The following is a 15,094-nucleotide window of genomic DNA, read 5'->3' as shown; positions in this document are numbered from 1 at the left end:
TGTAGACACGGTGCTGGGACCCTCTGGACGGGAGTGACGATCAGCGCCGACGACGATGCGACGCCAGATGCCGAGCTGATCGGCAGGGTGCGCGGCGGTGACACCGACGCGTACGCCGTCCTCGTGCGCCGGCACGCCCCGATGGCGATGCGGACGGCGGTGCTGCTGGGTGCGGGCAGCGATGCCGAGGACGTGGTGCAGGAGGCGCTGGTGAAGGCGTACCGGACACTGGACCGCTTCCGTGCCGACCGGCCGTTCCGACCGTGGCTGCTGCGGATCGTGGCCAACGAGACCCGCAACGCCCACCGCGGTGCCGTACGACGATCGGCGCGCGAAGAACGCGCGACCAGGTCCCTGCCGAAGGAGCTCATCGACCCCGCCGAGGAGGTCGCCGACCGGGAGGGCAAGGAGCAGCTGCTGGCCGCCGTCGACCGCCTGCCCGAGGCGATGGGGCGGGTGGTGGTGTGCCGGTGCCTGCTCGACCTGGACGAGGCGACGACCGCGGTTGTGCTCGGCCTGCCCCGGGGCACGGTGAAGTCGCGGCTGAGCCGGGGGCTGCGCCGGCTGCGCGAGGACCTCGGCACGACGACGGAGCGGGTGGACCATGCCTGACGCGATCGAGCAGCGCCTCGCCGAGCTGGCGCGGGACCTGCGGGTGGAGACCCCCGACGGGCTCGAGGACGCCGTCATGGCACGGGTGCGACAGACTCGACCCGGCCGACGCTGGCGACGCTGGGTCGCCGGCGCGTTCCTGGGCCTCCTCGCCGGAGGAGTGGTGGCCTCTCCGGTGGGCGCCACGATCCGCGAGTGGCTCGGCTTCCACGGCGTCGCGGTGACCTCCGGCGACCCGGTGACGGAGAGCCCGACCGTCCCACCGGCCGTCGGCGACGTCCGGCTCGAGGACGCGGCCGACCTCGCGGGATTCACGCCGGTCGTGCCCGGGGCGCTGGGCGCCCCCGACGCCGTCGAGGTCACGGGCGACGGGGCCGTGGTCTCCCTGAGCTGGACGACGGACGGGCGGACCGTCCGGCTCGACGAGTTCCGCGGCACTGTCGAGCCGCTCTTCTGGAAGACCGCACCCGAGGCGGAGCACGCGGCCGTCGCGGGTCGCGACGCGCTCTGGCTGCCGTCGCCCCACCGGGTCACCGTCCTCACCCCGGGCGGCGACGTCCGGCACCTGCCCTCCCGCCTGGCCGCGCCGACGCTGGTGTGGCTCCACGGCGACCTCACGCTGCGGCTGGAGGGCGACCTCCGGCTCGACGAGGCCGTGGCGGTCGCGGAGTCGGTCGAGGAGGGAACCTCGCCGTAGTCGGCGGTGTATCCCGGGCACCCACTCCCTCTCCGCAGGAGGAGCCATGCGCAGGACCTTGGCCGTCGTCGTGCTCGCCCTGTCAGCCCTCGTCGGGCTGCCCGCCACCTCCCACGCGGGAGGCCCCACGAGCGTGCTGGTCACCCACGTGGGCGCCGGAGCAGGCGCGCTCTACTACACCGACGAGGCGTACGACGCCCTCGTGCGGCTGCTGCCCGAGGGTGCCACCTCGGGGACGACCCAGCCGCCGGGCTACGACGGCGCCACCTACAACCTGACCTGGATGATCCACGACGTCACGGCATGGCGGTGGGACCGGGTGCACGTCGCCGGCGACGGCACGGCCTGGGTGTCGACGACCGTGACCGAGGACGGCGCAGGCCAGTGGCAGGAGCTCGGCTCGGCGCAGCGTGTCGTCGACCTGCTCGACGGCGTCGTTCAGCAGGGTGGCGGGCCCGCCGTCGTGTCGGTGCCCGCCGAGGCGACGTCCGCACCCGAGGAGACCCCGGCTGCGGCAGCGGACGACTCGTCCTGGGTCTCACTGTCCGGCTGGCGCTGGCTCGTCCCCGGCGCGCTGCTCGGCCTGCTCGCCGGCGTCGCGGCAGGACGCCGGCGCGTCGAGGAGGAGCCGCGCCGGGTCCTGATCAGCTCGTGACGGGCGGGGCTACCATCGAGCATGCCACTCGACATGTTCCTGGACCTCGGCCCGATCAAGGGCGAGTCGCAGGACAAGGTGCATGCCGGGAAGATCGACATCCTCGCGTGGTCGTGGGCCGTCAGCAACTCAGGTCCGCCTCGGTCGGGCGGTGGTGGCGGGTCCGCCAAGGCGACCTTCCAGGACATCGCGATCACCAAGTTCATCGACCTCTCGTCGACCGAGCTGCTGAAGGCGGTGTCGCTCGGGACGCACCTCCCCGAGGCGAAGATCATCGTTCGCAGGGCCGGGGGCAACGCCAGGCACGAGTACTACAGCATCACCATGAAGGACGTGATGGTCACCAGCTGCCAGACCAGCGGCTCCGAGGGTGGGGACCAGCTGACCGAGTCGGTGACGTTGGCCTTCGCTTCCTTCGAGGTGACGTACCACGCGCAGAACGCCAAGGGCCGCCCCGCGGGGGAGAGCACGTTCGGCCACACCATCTAGGACGCCGGCTCGACAGCGAGCAGTCGCGCCGGCGTCCTGGTCGACCGCTCAGGTGATGGTGATCGGCTGGCCGCCGGAGACGAGCCGCCAGTCCACCGAGGCGAACTCCGCCGGGTCGATCGTCCCGTTCGCCGTCACCCAGTCGATGAGGAGCTGGCGGATCTCGTTCTGGCGGTTGTAGACCACCGGCGCGGTGCTCACGTGCGGGAAGCCGCCGCCTCCCGACTGCCGGTAGTTGTTCACCGCCATCGCGAACTCCTGGCCCGGCGCGACTGGCTGGCCGTCGTACGACAGGTTGAGGATGCGCGAGCCGACGGGCTGGGCGATGTCGATGTCGTACGTCAGCGGCGCGTCGAGCCCGGCGACGGTGTCGAAGTTGTAGTCGGGCGTGCCGTTGGGTGCGGTCTCGGTGACCTGGTTGGTCACCTGCGCCATCATGAACGGGCCGGATCCGGAGACCTGCTGGAAGTAGCGCGCCGAGAACTCGAGGTAGTCCTTGACCTGCGCGCCGGTGACCTTCACGCCGAGCAGCGTGTTGTCGTAGATGTAGAGCCCGGCCACGTCGCGGACCGTCACCTGCCCGGCCGGGAACGACGCCGCCCGGTTGAAGGGTGCGGCGATCGAGAGCACCGGCAGCGCCGCGTCGGCGCCGGTGAGGCCGGCCTTGACCGCGTCGGCCTGCACGAACTGGACGAAGTCGATGATCGGCACGTCCTCCACGACCGCGCGCGCCGCGGACAGCGCCGCGGCCGAGGTGCCGACGGGGGAGTTGACGTAGTCGACGACCGTCTCGTGCTGGCGTCGCACCGCTGCGAGGACGGCGGGGTCACCGGACACGGTGTTGGAGTTCAGCGTCTGCCCGTGGGAGCCGACGACCTTCCAGCGGCCGTGGTGGTGCTGGAGGTCGAGGTCCATGACGGCGACGCGCATGCCCCAGTAGGCGGGCTCGCACAGCAGCACGTCCTGCTTCGTGCGGGAGTTGGTGACGAAGCGCTGCGGGATGTCGCGGTGCGCGTGGCCGACGAGGATCGCGTCGACGCCGGGGACCTGCTCGGCCACCAGCGACGCGGCGTTCTCCGGCCACGGCAGCGCGTCGCCGTACGACGACGAGGTGTCGGCGCCGCTGTGGGCGCTGATCACGACGACGTCGCAGCCGCGGCGCTTGAGCTCGGGCACGAAGCGGCGGGCCTGCTCGACGAGGCCGGGGAACTCCACGCGGCCCTCGACGTTGGCCTTGTCCCAGATCGCGATGCCGGGGTTGGTCAGGCCGAGCACGCCGACCGTGAGGTCGGGTCCGCCGTGCACCTTGTAGCGCTTGATGACGTAGGGCGGGAAGACCGGGCGACCGGTCGCGGGGTCGACGGCGTTGGCGCCGAGGAGCGGGAAGTTCAGCTGGGACTCGAAGGTGCGGAGCGTGTCGAGTCCGTAGTTGAACTCGTGGTTGCCGAGCGCGGCCGCGTCGTAGCCGACGAGGTTCATCGCGTGGGCCATCGGGTGGATGGTGCGGCGGCCGATCGGCTCGATGCGGGCGTAGTAGTAGGCCAGGGGAGTGCCCTGGATGGTGTCGCCGGCGTCGAGGGTCAGCACCGGCTGGCGGCCGAGCTTCGCGCGTGCCGCCTTGATCAGGGTGGCGGCCTTCGCGATGCCGATGTCGTCGCGGGCGGCGTTGTCGAACTCGAGGTTCTTGAAGTAGTCCCAGTTGAAGACGTTGCCGTGCAGGTCGGTGGTGCCGAGCACGGTGAGCCGCGTGCGGTGCCTGCCGCCGTGCGCGAGCGCCGGGATCGGTTGCGCGACGAAGCCGGCGGCGGTGAGTGCGGCCGCCCCGGTGAGGACGGTGCGACGGGCGGGAGTGAGCTGCGAGGTCATGCAGGAACCGCTTTCCGAGAGATCCGAGCGCGCCCGGGGGTGCCCGGGAGCCGGTCCATCTACCTACACGACCTCGGCCCGGGTCAACCTCCCCTCGGCGGTGTTCACCGAGCGTTCGGACGCGTAGAGCCGGAACAGCCAGTACGCCGCCACGGCGCACAGCAGGTGCCACGCGGCGTGCCCCTGGACCAGCGAGTGCGGGTCGCACCAGCCGGCGTTGCTGAGCAGCCAGATGGTGAAGGCGACGAGCATCGCGGCGAGGGACACCACGCCGTGGCGGAAGACGGTGGCGGTCTCGCCGCGCCGCCAGATCAGGGTCTCCAGCACGACCGCGGAGGCCAGCAGCACCCCGAACGCCAGGTTGCCGGAGTAGTGCACCACCGGCACCGGGTCCGACCAGAGCCCGACGAGCTCGCACGCCAGCACGCAGGCGGCGTACGCCGTCACGAACGCGGCCGTCCCGCGGCGGGTCCAGCGGACCCACGCCCACGCGGCCGCAAACCCGGCGATGAGGTACATGCTCAGCATGTCGAGGTGGCCGCCCCACGCGCTTTGCGTGGCGTGCATCGCTGCCGAGCCGGGGCCGAGGAGCACCACCACGCACGCGTAGACCGTCGCGACCGTCGAGGACATCACGCCGTCGTGCGGCAGCCGCACGGCCCGCGCGGCGACGAGGAGTCCGGCGACCACGAAGCCCGCGTTGGACAGCGTGTTGGCCGGCTGCCGGATCCAGCCGTCGTGGGGTGCCTCGCAGAAGTTCCCACCGCGCCCGACGTCGGGCCCGAGCCAGCCCTGCCCGACCGCGACCACCAGCAGCACCGTCGAGGCGACGGCGACCGTGGTGGTCACGGCGAGCGGGCGGGCCATGGCCCGATCGTAGGGACGGGACCGGGCTCCGGTCAGGCGCGGGTGACCTGGACGACCGAGGGTCGCGGTCCGGCGAACTGGCCGGCGCGCGGTGTGGCGCCCGCGGCGACGTAGTCGGGGAAGCGGGACTGGGGAGCGTCCCAGGTGCCGTCCTCGCCCGGGTGCTGCACGGCGACGAAGACGGAGCCGTCGCGGTCGTGGATCACCGGGCCGCAGGTCTCCGCGCCGGCGGGCACGGCCAGGAACTGCTGGACGCGACCGCGCTCGGGGCCCTCGACGGGCACCTTGAACAGGCCGTCGTCGAGCTTGATGGCGCTGGGCTGGCCGTCGGTGGAGATCCAGAGGTTGCCGGCGGTGTCGAAGGCGACGTTGTCGGGGCAGGAGATCGGCGACACCGGGCCGGTCCAGCCGCCGAAGTAGGTGCCGGCGGACGCCGCGTCACCGCAGATGAGGAACAGGTCCCAGCTGAACGTGTCGGCGGTGTGGTCGCCGCCGGTCGGGGTGATCTCGACGACGTGGCCGTCCTTGTTGGCGGCGCGCGGGTTGGGCTCGGTGGGGCCCTCCTTGCCGACCTTGCCGCGGTCGGTGTTGTTCGTGCACGCGACGTAGACCTTGCCGTTGTGGGTGCTGGGCTGCACGTCCTCGGGGCGGTCCATCTTGGTGGGCATGACCACGTCGGCGGCCAGGCGGGTGAAGACCAGCACCTCCTCGAGGCTGAAGCCGGGCACCATCGACTGGCCGTCCCTGGTCAGCGGGATCCACTCGCCGGTGCCGTCGCTGACGCCGTCCTCGAGGCCGTCGCCGGTGAAGCGCGCCACGGAGAGATCGCCCTCGCTCAACGGCGACCGACTGCCGTGCCGGCGCCAGCTGCCGCCGCGGCCGTGGAGGCGGTCCTTCGACACGAAGCGGTAGAGGTAGTCGAAGCGCTCGTCGTCGCCCATGTAGGCGACCACGTGGCCGTCGCGGTTGACGATGACGTTGGCGCCCTCGTGCTTGAAGCGGCCCATCGCGGTGTGCTTGACCGGGGTGGAGCGCGGGTCGGAGGGGTCGACCTCGACGATCCAGCCGAACCGGTTGGGCTCGTTGGCGTACGCCGCCTGCGTGGCGTCCCAGCGCGGGTCGACGGCCCGCCAGTTGCGGGCGTCCTGCGTGGCGGAGAGGCCGTAGCGCGACTCGCGCGGGCTGGTGCCGGTGGCCTTGAAGTACTGGTTGAAGTTCTCCTCGCCGGAGAGCACCGTGCCCCACGGCGTGGTGCCGCCGGCGCAGTTGTTCATGGTGCCGCGGACTCTCGTGCCCGTGGGGTCCTCGGCGGTCTTCAGCAGGTCGGACCCGGCGGCCGGGCCGTCGAGGACGAACGGCGTGTCCAGGGTGATCCGGCGGTTGAGCCGGGCGCCGGGGGCGTAGCGCCACGTGTCGCCGCGGCGGCGGCGCACGAGCTCGACGACCGACATGCCGTGCGCGGCCCAGGCGGTGCGTACGAGCGTCGTCGGGTCGGTGCCGGGCGGGAACATGATGCCCTCGTTGGTGTACTCGTGGTTGCACACCAGCAGGGCCTTGGTGCCCGAGCGGTTGGTCTCGATGATGTCGAGGTAGTCGTTGTTGTAGCCGAACTGCCCGGCCTGCGCCTCGGGGGTCTGCCGGGCGGGGTCGAAGGCCGGGGCGCCGCGCAGGATCGGGTCGCCCCAGCGGATGATGGCCCGCCAGTCGTAGCCCGACGGGACGGTGAGCGCGTCGACCGTGCTGGCGACGGGTGCGATCGCGGCGAACGTCAGCGAGCCGCCGTGGTGGCCACCGTGGCCGTGGTCGCCGTGGTCGCCGTGGTCGCCGTGGCCGCCCCTGCCGGCCGCGGCCGGCGACGCCCCGACGACGCCGACGGCGGCCGCGGTGAGGCTCGCGCCCACGACGGTGCGGCGGCGCAGGGCATGGGCGGCGACGTCGCGGAAGTACGACGTCTCGGTCGTGTTGGGTGCCGTCATGGAGCACGCGTCACCGCACCGGAGGTGGCAGGTGACGGCGCTGCGGTTGCCGTGCGTGCGGCCTGCCATCGGGAGCAGGGGGAGGAGCGGGCGAGGGGCGGTGTCCGTCATGGTGTCTCCGTGCCGAGTGAGTGCGATGTGCCGTCGCGCTCACTCTGTCCGGCCGGTGGGTTCCCGGGGGAGGCGCGCAGGTGGACATCAGGTGAACTACTCGGCGGTCACCGAACCGGTCACCGGGTCGGCCTGCCGGGGCACACTGGGGTCGTGCCCGACATCGACCAGCGGCTCGAGGCCGCCATCCTCGACCTGCTGTCGCGGCGTGCGCCGACGGCCACGATCTGTCCCTCCGACGCGGCCCGCGCGGTCGGCGACGAGGACTCCTGGCGCGACCTGATGGACCCGGCGCGCGAGGCCGCGGCCCGCCTCGTCGACCGGGGCGAGGTCGAGGTCACCCAGGGCGGGCGCGAGGTCGACCTCGCCACGGCGAGGGGGCCGGTCCGGATCAGGCGGCGGTGAGCCTCACCCCTCGGGCGGGGTGAACTGGCTGAGGGTGAGCTCGGCCCCCTGCGGGTCACGCACGAGGGCTTCGCGGGTCCACTCGGACTCCTCGGTCGCGAGCACGGTGCCGCCGAGCCGTTCCACGTCCGCCACCGCACGGTCGCGGTCGGCGACGCCGATGCTGGTGTGCCAGTGGCTCGGGACCGCGGGATCGCGCCGGTCGATCCAGCCGACGGCGTCGGCGAAGCCCTCGGGCACGAAGTCGGAGGACTGGCGCTCGTGGATGCCGGGGTCGGTGGTGCCGGCGAGGTGGTCGCCGTAGCCGGGCCGTCGGACCAGGTGGGTGAAGCCGAGGTCGGAGGCCTCCCAGCCGAAGACGTCGGAGTAGAACGGCGCCACGCTCGCGGCGTCCACGCCCCGGAGGTTGCTGAAGACCCACGCGCCGGGCTCGTTGGCGGCCTGGACGCCGAGCCGACGGCCCGCCTGCCAGAGCCGGAAGCGCGCCCCGGCCGGGTCCTCGCACACCGCGAGCCGTCCGGCCGGGCCCGCCTCGCGCACGGGTACGACGACCCTGCCGCCCGCCGCCGTCACCCGGGCCGCGCCCGCGTCGGCGTCGTCGACCGCGACGTAGGTGTTCCACTCGCCCGTCGCCCAGTCGCCCTCGGGCTCGGCCAGGCCGGCGACGTCACGGCCGTCGAGGCTGGCGATGACGTACTGCCCGGCGCCGACCACCTCGAACTGCCAGCCGAGGAGGCCGCCGTAGAACTCGCGGGTGGCGGTGAGGTCGCGCTGCTCGAGGTCGATCCACGAGGGGACGCCGTCGGGATAGGTCCGTTGCTGTGTGTCCATGCCTGCGACGCTAGGGCGCCATCAGGTCAGGGGCTGGCCGCAAGGGAGGACCTGTCAGCCGGAGGCGGGTCGCGCGGTGAGCACCCGGACGGCCAGGTCGGTCGTGAAGTCGTTGTCGAGGAAGCCGACCACCTTGGTCACCCGGTCCAGGTCGAGCGGGAGCAGGCCCCGGGAGCCGGGGACGTCCGGGGTCAGGCCGAGGTCGAGGTCGTCACGGCCGGCCATCATCTGCACGTTGAACTCGTAGCGCGCCCGGGCGCCCGGCGCCGACAGGCGTCGTACGACGGTCTCGCCGAGGCGGCGCGCACCGTTCTCCGCCGCCCAGTCGTCGAGGGCCTCTGCCAGCGACCGGCCGCCGAGGTGGTCGACGTCGGCCCACGCGGCGTCCATCGACCCGGCGACGTCGAGCAGGATCGCGGCAGTCTTCTCGCCGATGCCCTGGACGCCGGGCAGGTTGTCGCTGGCGTCGCCGCGCAGGGCGGCGAACGCGAGGTAGTTGGCCGGCCGGACGCCGTACATGTTGAAGAGGCTGGCCGGGTTGAGCATCGGCGAGCCGTGGATGCCGCCGTCGATGAGGCGCAGGACCCGGGTGTGGTGGCTGATGTGCGCGAAGGCGTCGCGGTCGGAGGTGACGATCACGCAGTCCCAGCCGTTGGCCGTGGCCCAGGTGGCGCCGGAGGCGTTGACGTCGTCGGCCTCCAGCCCCGGCGGGGTCAGCGTGGCCAGCCCGAGCGCGTCGAGCAGCGCGCCGGCCCGGTCGAGCTGGTCGACGAGCTCGGGGTCCTTCTCCGCCCGTCCGGCCTTGTAGTCGGGGTAGGCGTCACGGCGCACCGACCCGGTGCGGTCGTCGAGGCCGAAGAGCACGGCGTCGGGCGCGAAGGAGTCGATCGACTCCAGGATCTGGCGCAGCATCCCGTGCAGGGCCCAGATCGGGCGCCCCGACCGGTCACGGAGGCCGGTGTGGGCGCGGGCGTGGTGGTTGCGGTGCAGGAGCGAGGGGGCGTCCACGACCAGCAGCAGCCGGCGGGGGCGGGTGTCGTGGTGGTCCATGGCGATCAGCGTCAGCCTAGGCCGTCCTCGTAGGCTCAGCGCAGTCGTCCGCACTCGTCCCACAGGAGACGCCTTGATCTTCATCACCGCCAAGTTCCACGTGTTGCCCGAGCACGCCGAGGCGTGGCCGGAGATCTCCCGGGCCTTCACCGACGCCACCCGCGCCGAGGAGGGCTGCCTGTGGTTCGACTGGTCGCGCAGCCTCGACGATCCCACTGAGTACGTCCTCGTCGAGGCGTTCCGCGACGGTGACGCCGGGGCCGCCCACGTCGGCTCCGACCACTTCAAGGCCGCGCAGGCCGAGCTGCCGCCGTACCTCTCGCGCACGCCCGACATCGTCTCCACTGCCGTCGAGCAGGACGGCTGGAACGAGCTCGGCGAGCTCCGGGTCGACTGAGGGGGACCTTCGCCCGCGGATCCGGGACCTCGGGCCCTGCACCGCGCGCGCCGGCCCGGCGAGCGTGGAGGCATGACGACGACACTCCCGATCCTGGTGGCCTACGACGGCTCGGCCGACGCCGAGCGCGCCCTGCAGTGGTCCGCGGCCGAGTCGCTACGCACCGGAGTCCCCGTGCGTGTGCTGGCGGTCAACGCGGTGCTGCCGCCCACCTGGGGCGGGATGACGGGTGCCGTGGGCATGGCAGGGATGGTCGACATCCCGGCCGGTGACTCCTCGGCCCTCCTCGAGCGGGCCGGCAAGACGCTCTCGGAGGCCGGTGTCGGGTCCGCGACCCTGGACCAGGCGACCGGGCACGTCGTCGACGAGCTGCTGCGCGCTGCCGACTCCGCATCCAGCCTCGTGGTCGGCAGCCACGGCCACGGCCGCACGGGCGAAGCCCTGATCGGCTCGGTCAGCCAGCACCTCGCTCGGCATGCGACGTGCCCGGTCGTCGTCGTCCGTCCCGCGCGCGACCCCGGGGCGCGCCGGATCGTGGTCGGCATCGACGGCTCGCCGTCCAGCTCGGCCGCCCTCGACTACGCCTGCCGGCGGGCCGAGGACACCGGCGAGACGGTCGTGGCGATCCACGCGTGGCGGGTGCACGCGCCCTCCACCGACGTCTGGAGCAGCGACGCCCGCAGCGTCGACAGCGACGAGCGCGAGCGGCTCCTCTCCGAGAGCCTCGCGGGCGTCCGCGAGGACCACCCGGACGTACGGCTCGAGCACGGGGTCGTCGCGGTGGCGCCCGGCCAGGCCCTGGTCGACGCGTCCGCGGGCGCCTCGCTCGTGGTCGTCGGCTCGCGCGGGCTCGGGTTCTTCAGCGGCCTGCTCCTGGGCTCGGTGAGCCAGGTCGTGCTGCACCGGGCCGAGTGCCCGGTCGCCGTCGTGCGCTGACCGCCGACCTGACCGCGAGTGACCTCACTCGTCGAACAGCCGGTCCTCGGCCTCGCCCGAGGTCACCTCGAGCCGCAGGGCCAGCACCTTGTCGGGCGCCAGACCGAGGCGCGCGAGGATGATCTGCACCTGCGGCAGCACCCAGGTGTAGGACTCGATCGCGGCCCGGTCGACCTCGCTGTGGACCCGGATCCACACGACCGGGTCGCCCACGCGGTCGGGCAGCCAGTGGGCCTCGAGCACGCCGGCCGGCGCGAGCGAGGCGACGATCGGCAGCATCGCCGCGTCGACCGAGCGCCTCAGCTGCTCCTCCGCCACCCCACCACGCTAGCCCCGGGCCGGGAGCGGGTCAGGGCATCACCGGGGGCACGAACTCGAAGGTCGTGCCGAGCAGCCAGAGGAGCAGCAGCACGACGGGCAGGTGGAAGACGAACTGCAGGAAGGTGAAGCCGACCAGGTCGCGCGCCCGGACGCCGAGCACGGCGAGCAGCGGCAGCATGAAGAACGGGTTGACCAGGTTGGGCAGCGCCTCGGCGGCGTTGTAGATCTGCACGGTCCAGCCGAGGTTCATCCCGACGTCGGTGGCCGACTGCATGACGTACGGCGCCTCGACGAGCCACTTGCCGCCGCCCGAGGGGACGAGCAGGCCGAGGAGCGCGGTGTAGATCGCGATGACGACGGCGAACGCGCCACCGCCGCCGATGCTGGTGAACAGGTCGGCGAGGTGCTCCGAGACCGTGACGCCGCCGCGGCCCTCGGCCCGGGTCAGCACCGCGGCCATGGCGGCGTACAGAGGAAACTGCACGAGCACGCCGGCGGTGGTCGGGACGGCCTTGGCGACCGCGTTGAGGAAGCCGCGCGGGGTGCCGTGGAGCACGAGGCCGAGGATGAGGAAGACCATGAGGTAGCCGTTGAGGCTGCTGATCACGCTCAGGAACGGCAGCGTCGCGAGCTGCTGCACGAGCCAGCCCAGGGTGAGCAGCCCGACGAGGACGGGCAGGATGCGGGAGTACTCCAGCCACTCGCCCGGCCGGCCGCGCTCGGGCATCGGCTCGACCTCGTCGGAGAGGTCGACGCCCATGTCCTCGGCGGTCCGGATCGCCTTGCCCTGCGGGGCGGACGCCCACGCGACGGCGACGCTGAGCACGATCAGGACGGCGGCCATGACGAGCGACTGCCACGTGAGGATCGTCGTGCCGAAGTCGAGCACGCCGGTGATCTCGAGCAGCTCCGGCGGCAGCGACGCCGGGGTGGCCTGGAGCTGCGCGGCCGAGGAGGACAGGCCGAGCGCCCACACGGCGCCGAGGCCGAGGTAGGCCGCCGCGCCGAGCGCGCGGTAGTCGGCACGCAGGTCGGTGCGCCGGGCGATGGCGCGGGCGAGCAGGCCGCTGAAGACCAGGCTGAGGCCCCAGTTGAGCATCGAGACCAGGCACGACAGCAGCGCCACGAAGGCCACCGCGCCACGGGGGCTGGACGGGTAGAGCGCGATCCGTTCGATCACCCGCGCGACCGGCGGGGACGTGGCGACGACGTAGCCGGTGAGGACCACCATCGCCATCTGGAGCGTGAAGGTGGCCAGGTCCCAGAAGCCGCCGCCGAAGGTCTCGGCGACGGTGACCGGGCTCGAGCCGTTGACCATCGCGGCCACGGACACCAGCACGACGCCCGCGAGGGCGAAGACGTACGCGTCCGGGAACCACTTCTCGGTCCATGCTGCGCTGCGCTGGGCGAGGCGGGCCAGCCCTCGCTCGTCGGTCGTGCCCGAGATCGTCGACATGGCTCACGAACGTAGCGGACGCGACGTCGGCGCCCGCGGGTGGTGGTGCTCTGCTCAGTCCCGCAGTCGACCGGCGACCTCGAGCACGCGCTCGACCATGTGGTCCAGCGCGTTGAGGTCGGTCTCCGAGAGCTCGTCGGAGTCATCGGTCACGACGCCGACGCCGTAGGGGTTGCCGTCCTCGAACTTGGTCGGGTCGGTGTAGCCGGGCGGCACGATGATCCCGCCGAAGTGGCAGAAGGTGGTGATCATCGCCAGGATCGTCGACTCCTGGCCGCCGTGCAGGGTCGAGCTCGACGTGAACGCGGAGTAGACCTTGTCGGCCAGCTTGCCCTCCTGCCACAGCGGGCCGAGGGTGTCGATGAAGGCCTGCAGCTGGCTGGTGACGTGGCCGTAGCGGGTGCCCGACCCCATGATCACCGCGTCGGCCCACGCCAGGTCGTCGGGCTCGGCCACGGGCTGGTCCGCGACCGAGGCGGCGTGGGCGGCCCACGCATCGACGCCCTGCACCACCTCGTCGGGGGCGGTCTCGCGCACCCGTCGCAGCCGCACCTCCGCCCCCTGCTTCTCGGCGGTCTCCGCCAGCCGGGTCGCCATGGCGTGACCGGTCCCGAAGGCGGAGTAGTACACGATCGCGAGCTTCGTCATCTGTTGGACGGTAGCCCCGGCGGGGACACTGTCCACCGCCCTTCGGGGTGGGAATGATGGGCGCGTGAGCACGGTCTTCCGCAACGCGACGGTCTTCGACGGGCACTCCTACCTCGGCGCGGTCGGCGACGTCGTCGTGTCCGGCGGCCGGGTGGCTGGTATCGGGGACGACGCCGCGCCGGTCGGCGCGACCGTCGTGGACGTCGGGGGAGGGCTGCTGCTGCCGGGATTCACCGACGCGCACGTGCACCCGGTCCAGGGCGGGCTCGAGCGTCTGGCCTGCGACCTGTCCGGGCTCGCGGTCGACCCCGTCGCCTACCTCGCGCACATCGGGGAGTACGCCGCCGCCCACCCCGGCCCCGGCTGGATCCAGGGTGGGGGCTGGGCGATGGCGGCGTTCCCCGGCGGGCTGCCGACCGCGGCCGAGCTGGACGCCGTCGTGCCGGACCGACCGGTCGCCCTGGTCAACCGCGACCACCACGGCATGTGGGCCAACAGCCGCGCGCTGTCGCTCGCGGGCATCACCGCCTCGACGCCGGACCCCGCGCACGGCCGGATCGAGCGCGGCGCCGACGGCTCGCCCGCCGGCGTGCTGCACGAGGGGGCGATGGACCTGCTCTCGGGGGTGATCCCGGCGGCCGACGACGAGCAGCTGTACGCCGGCTTCCTGGAGGGCCAGCGGTACCTCCACTCGCTCGGCATCACGAGCTGGCAGGACGCGATCGTCGGGGCCTACTCGGGCATGCGCGACGCCGGACCGACGTACGCCCGAGCGGCGGCCGCGGGCGACCTCACCGCCACCGTCGTCGGGGCCCTGTGGTGGGAGCGCGACCGCGGCGTCGAGCAGGTCGCCGACCTCGTCGCGAAGCGCGGTGACTGGTCGCGTGGGCGCTTCGCCGCGACGGCGGTGAAGATCATGCAGGACGGGGTGGCGGAGAACGGGACGGCCGCCCTGGTCGAGCCCTACCTCGACCGGTGCGGCCACGCGACCGGCAACTCGGGGATCTCCTTCGTCGACCCGGCGCGGCTGCCGTCGTACGTCGCCGCGCTCGACGCGCAGGGCTTCCAGGTGCACTTCCACGGGCTCGGCGACCGCGGCGTGCGGGAGGCGCTGGACGCGCTCGAGGGCACGGACCCCGCGCGCCGCCACCACGTCGCGCACCTCCAGCTGGTGCACCCCGACGACGTGCCGCGGTTCGGCCGGCTCGGCGTCGCGGCGAACATCCAGGCGCTGTGGGCGTGCCACGACGAGCAGATGACCGAGCTGACGATCCCGTTCCTCGGCGCCGAGCGGGCCGGCCGGCAGTACCCGTTCGCCGACCTCCACGCCGCCGGGGCGCGGCTCGTCGCGGGCAGCGACTGGCCGGTCAGCACGCCGGACCCGCTGGCCGCGATCCACACCGCAGTGCACCGGACGTCGTACGGCGAGCCCGCGCCCGCCGGCACCGAGCCGTTCCTCCCCGAGCAGGCGCTCCCGATCGAGGTGGCCTTCGCCGCCTACACCAGCGGCTCGGCCTGGGTGAACCACCGCGACGACGCCGGCACGGTGACCGTCGGTGCCGTCGCGGACCTGGTGGTGCTCGACGTCGACCCGTTCCGCACACCGGAGGAGATCGGGGCGGCACGGGTGCGCTCGACGTGGGTCGACGGGGAGTGCGTCTTCGAGGCCTGACGGCTCGAGCGCAGACGTCGGACACGTGTCCGCGACGTGGCCCTCGGATCGGCGGGTGAAGGGCAAGAGGTCGGACACGTGTGCGCGGCGTCGGTCGACCTGAGC

Annotated in this window: 16 protein-coding genes; 8 read left to right on the top strand and 8 right to left on the bottom strand. The window is 73.0% G+C overall.

The features are described from left to right. Positions 1 to 33 precede the first annotated feature (33 nt). The 4 genes from ACE3QY_RS07935 to ACE3QY_RS07920 are packed head-to-tail and all read left to right on the top strand — an operon-like array spanning position 34 to position 2,453. A complete protein-coding gene (locus ACE3QY_RS07935; RefSeq protein WP_374455469.1) occupies positions 34 to 612 on the top strand; it encodes an RNA polymerase sigma factor in 579 nt (192 codons plus the stop codon). Continuing rightward, the gene (locus tag ACE3QY_RS07930) at positions 605 to 1,309 is read left to right on the top strand and encodes a hypothetical protein (RefSeq protein WP_374455468.1); all 705 of its coding nucleotides are present in this window, start codon (positions 605 to 607) and stop codon (positions 1,307 to 1,309) included. Before ACE3QY_RS07935 ends, ACE3QY_RS07930 begins: the two co-directional genes overlap by 8 nt. 46 nt (positions 1,310 to 1,355) lie before the next feature. Beyond that, positions 1,356 to 1,964: a hypothetical protein gene (locus tag ACE3QY_RS07925; RefSeq protein WP_374455467.1), complete on the top strand. Its 609-nt coding sequence runs from the start codon at positions 1,356 to 1,358 to the stop codon at positions 1,962 to 1,964. A gap of 21 nt (positions 1,965 to 1,985) precedes the next feature. Beyond that, positions 1,986 to 2,453 (top strand): Hcp family type VI secretion system effector, encoded by a 468-nt coding sequence (locus tag ACE3QY_RS07920; protein WP_374455466.1) that lies wholly within the window; start codon positions 1,986 to 1,988, stop codon positions 2,451 to 2,453. A gap of 48 nt (positions 2,454 to 2,501) precedes the next feature. Here the strand turns inward: ACE3QY_RS07920 and ACE3QY_RS07915 are convergent, their stop codons facing one another. The 3 genes from ACE3QY_RS07915 to ACE3QY_RS07905 all read right to left on the bottom strand — a co-directional run bounded on the left by ACE3QY_RS07915 (position 2,502) and on the right by ACE3QY_RS07905 (position 7,162). Further along, entirely contained in the window at positions 2,502 to 4,319 is a 1,818-nt protein-coding gene (locus ACE3QY_RS07915; protein WP_374455465.1) for a bifunctional UDP-sugar hydrolase/5'-nucleotidase, read from the bottom strand. A gap of 63 nt (positions 4,320 to 4,382) precedes the next feature. Beyond that, positions 4,383 to 5,186, bottom strand: coding sequence for a ceramidase domain-containing protein (locus ACE3QY_RS07910; protein WP_374455464.1), 804 nt, complete (start codon positions 5,184 to 5,186; stop codon positions 4,383 to 4,385). A gap of 32 nt (positions 5,187 to 5,218) precedes the next feature. Beyond that, complete coding sequence (locus ACE3QY_RS07905) at positions 5,219 to 7,162, bottom strand: PhoX family phosphatase (protein WP_374455463.1); 1,944 nt, start codon at positions 7,160 to 7,162, stop codon at positions 5,219 to 5,221. Positions 7,163 to 7,426: 264 nt separating this feature from the next. Between ACE3QY_RS07905 and ACE3QY_RS07900 the strand changes: the two genes are divergently transcribed. Then, positions 7,427 to 7,678 carry a DUF3253 domain-containing protein gene (locus ACE3QY_RS07900; RefSeq protein WP_374455462.1) on the top strand — a complete coding sequence of 84 codons (252 nt, stop codon included), beginning with the start codon at positions 7,427 to 7,429 and terminating at the stop codon, positions 7,676 to 7,678. A gap of 3 nt (positions 7,679 to 7,681) precedes the next feature. Here the strand turns inward: ACE3QY_RS07900 and ACE3QY_RS07895 are convergent, their stop codons facing one another. Both ACE3QY_RS07895 and ACE3QY_RS07890 read right to left on the bottom strand, forming a co-directional pair. After that, entirely contained in the window at positions 7,682 to 8,509 is an 828-nt protein-coding gene (locus tag ACE3QY_RS07895; protein ID WP_374455461.1) for a VOC family protein, read from the bottom strand. Between the two features lie 54 nt (positions 8,510 to 8,563). Beyond that, a complete protein-coding gene (locus ACE3QY_RS07890; protein ID WP_374455460.1) occupies positions 8,564 to 9,559 on the bottom strand; it encodes a 5'-3' exonuclease H3TH domain-containing protein in 996 nt (331 codons plus the stop codon). Positions 9,560 to 9,632: 73 nt separating this feature from the next. On the opposite strand from ACE3QY_RS07890, the gene ACE3QY_RS07885 reads away from it, so the two are divergent. Continuing rightward, positions 9,633 to 9,956, top strand: coding sequence for a putative quinol monooxygenase (locus tag ACE3QY_RS07885; protein ID WP_374455459.1), 324 nt, complete (start codon positions 9,633 to 9,635; stop codon positions 9,954 to 9,956). Positions 9,957 to 10,028: 72 nt separating this feature from the next. Continuing rightward, complete coding sequence (locus tag ACE3QY_RS07880; protein ID WP_374455458.1) at positions 10,029 to 10,892, top strand: universal stress protein; 864 nt, start codon at positions 10,029 to 10,031, stop codon at positions 10,890 to 10,892. A 24-nt stretch (positions 10,893 to 10,916) separates the two neighbouring features. On the opposite strand, the gene ACE3QY_RS07875 is transcribed toward ACE3QY_RS07880, so the two are convergent. From ACE3QY_RS07875 to wrbA, 3 genes are read right to left on the bottom strand one after another with little or no spacing between them, the layout of a single operon-like run. Then, complete coding sequence (locus ACE3QY_RS07875; protein WP_374455457.1) at positions 10,917 to 11,210, bottom strand: hypothetical protein; 294 nt, start codon at positions 11,208 to 11,210, stop codon at positions 10,917 to 10,919. 31 nt (positions 11,211 to 11,241) lie between these two features. After that, entirely contained in the window at positions 11,242 to 12,669 is a 1,428-nt protein-coding gene (locus ACE3QY_RS07870; RefSeq protein WP_374455456.1) for a short-chain fatty acid transporter, read from the bottom strand. A 54-nt stretch (positions 12,670 to 12,723) separates the two neighbouring features. Further along, positions 12,724 to 13,317 carry an NAD(P)H:quinone oxidoreductase gene (gene wrbA, locus ACE3QY_RS07865; RefSeq protein WP_374455455.1) on the bottom strand — a complete coding sequence of 198 codons (594 nt, stop codon included), beginning with the start codon at positions 13,315 to 13,317 and terminating at the stop codon, positions 12,724 to 12,726. Between the two features lie 64 nt (positions 13,318 to 13,381). Here wrbA and ACE3QY_RS07860 point away from each other — a divergent pair, with 64 nt between their 5' ends. Further along, positions 13,382 to 14,989, top strand: a complete 1,608-nt coding sequence (locus ACE3QY_RS07860) for an amidohydrolase (RefSeq protein WP_374455454.1) — start codon at positions 13,382 to 13,384, stop codon at positions 14,987 to 14,989. Positions 14,990 to 15,094: the final 105 nt, after the last annotated feature.

Source organism: Nocardioides sp. (genome assembly GCF_041913365.1).
In the GTDB taxonomy this organism is placed as follows: domain Bacteria; phylum Actinomycetota; class Actinomycetes; order Propionibacteriales; family Nocardioidaceae; genus Nocardioides.
This window is presented reverse-complemented; position numbering and strand designations above follow the sequence as displayed.

Bases quoted from the DNA above. Each gene is read 5' to 3' on its own strand.
- ACE3QY_RS07930 (WP_374455468.1), top strand. From the start codon at position 605: ATGCCTGACGCGATCGAGCAGCGCCTCGCCGAGCTGGCGCGGGACCTG.
- ACE3QY_RS07915 (WP_374455465.1), bottom strand. From the start codon at position 4,319: ATGACCTCGCAGCTCACTCCCGCCCGTCGCACCGTCCTCACCGGGGCG.
- ACE3QY_RS07890 (WP_374455460.1), bottom strand. From the start codon at position 9,559: ATGGACCACCACGACACCCGCCCCCGCCGGCTGCTGCTGGTCGTGGAC.
- ACE3QY_RS07920 (WP_374455466.1), top strand. From the start codon at position 1,986: ATGCCACTCGACATGTTCCTGGACCTCGGCCCGATCAAGGGCGAGTCG.
- ACE3QY_RS07880 (WP_374455458.1), top strand. From the start codon at position 10,029: ATGACGACGACACTCCCGATCCTGGTGGCCTACGACGGCTCGGCCGAC.
- ACE3QY_RS07895 (WP_374455461.1), bottom strand. From the start codon at position 8,509: ATGGACACACAGCAACGGACCTATCCCGACGGCGTCCCCTCGTGGATC.
- ACE3QY_RS07925 (WP_374455467.1), top strand. From the start codon at position 1,356: ATGCGCAGGACCTTGGCCGTCGTCGTGCTCGCCCTGTCAGCCCTCGTC.
- ACE3QY_RS07905 (WP_374455463.1), bottom strand. From the start codon at position 7,162: ATGACGGCACCCAACACGACCGAGACGTCGTACTTCCGCGACGTCGCC.
- ACE3QY_RS07910 (WP_374455464.1), bottom strand. From the start codon at position 5,186: ATGGCCCGCCCGCTCGCCGTGACCACCACGGTCGCCGTCGCCTCGACG.
- wrbA (WP_374455455.1), bottom strand. From the start codon at position 13,317: ATGACGAAGCTCGCGATCGTGTACTACTCCGCCTTCGGGACCGGTCAC.
- ACE3QY_RS07870 (WP_374455456.1), bottom strand. From the start codon at position 12,669: ATGTCGACGATCTCGGGCACGACCGACGAGCGAGGGCTGGCCCGCCTC.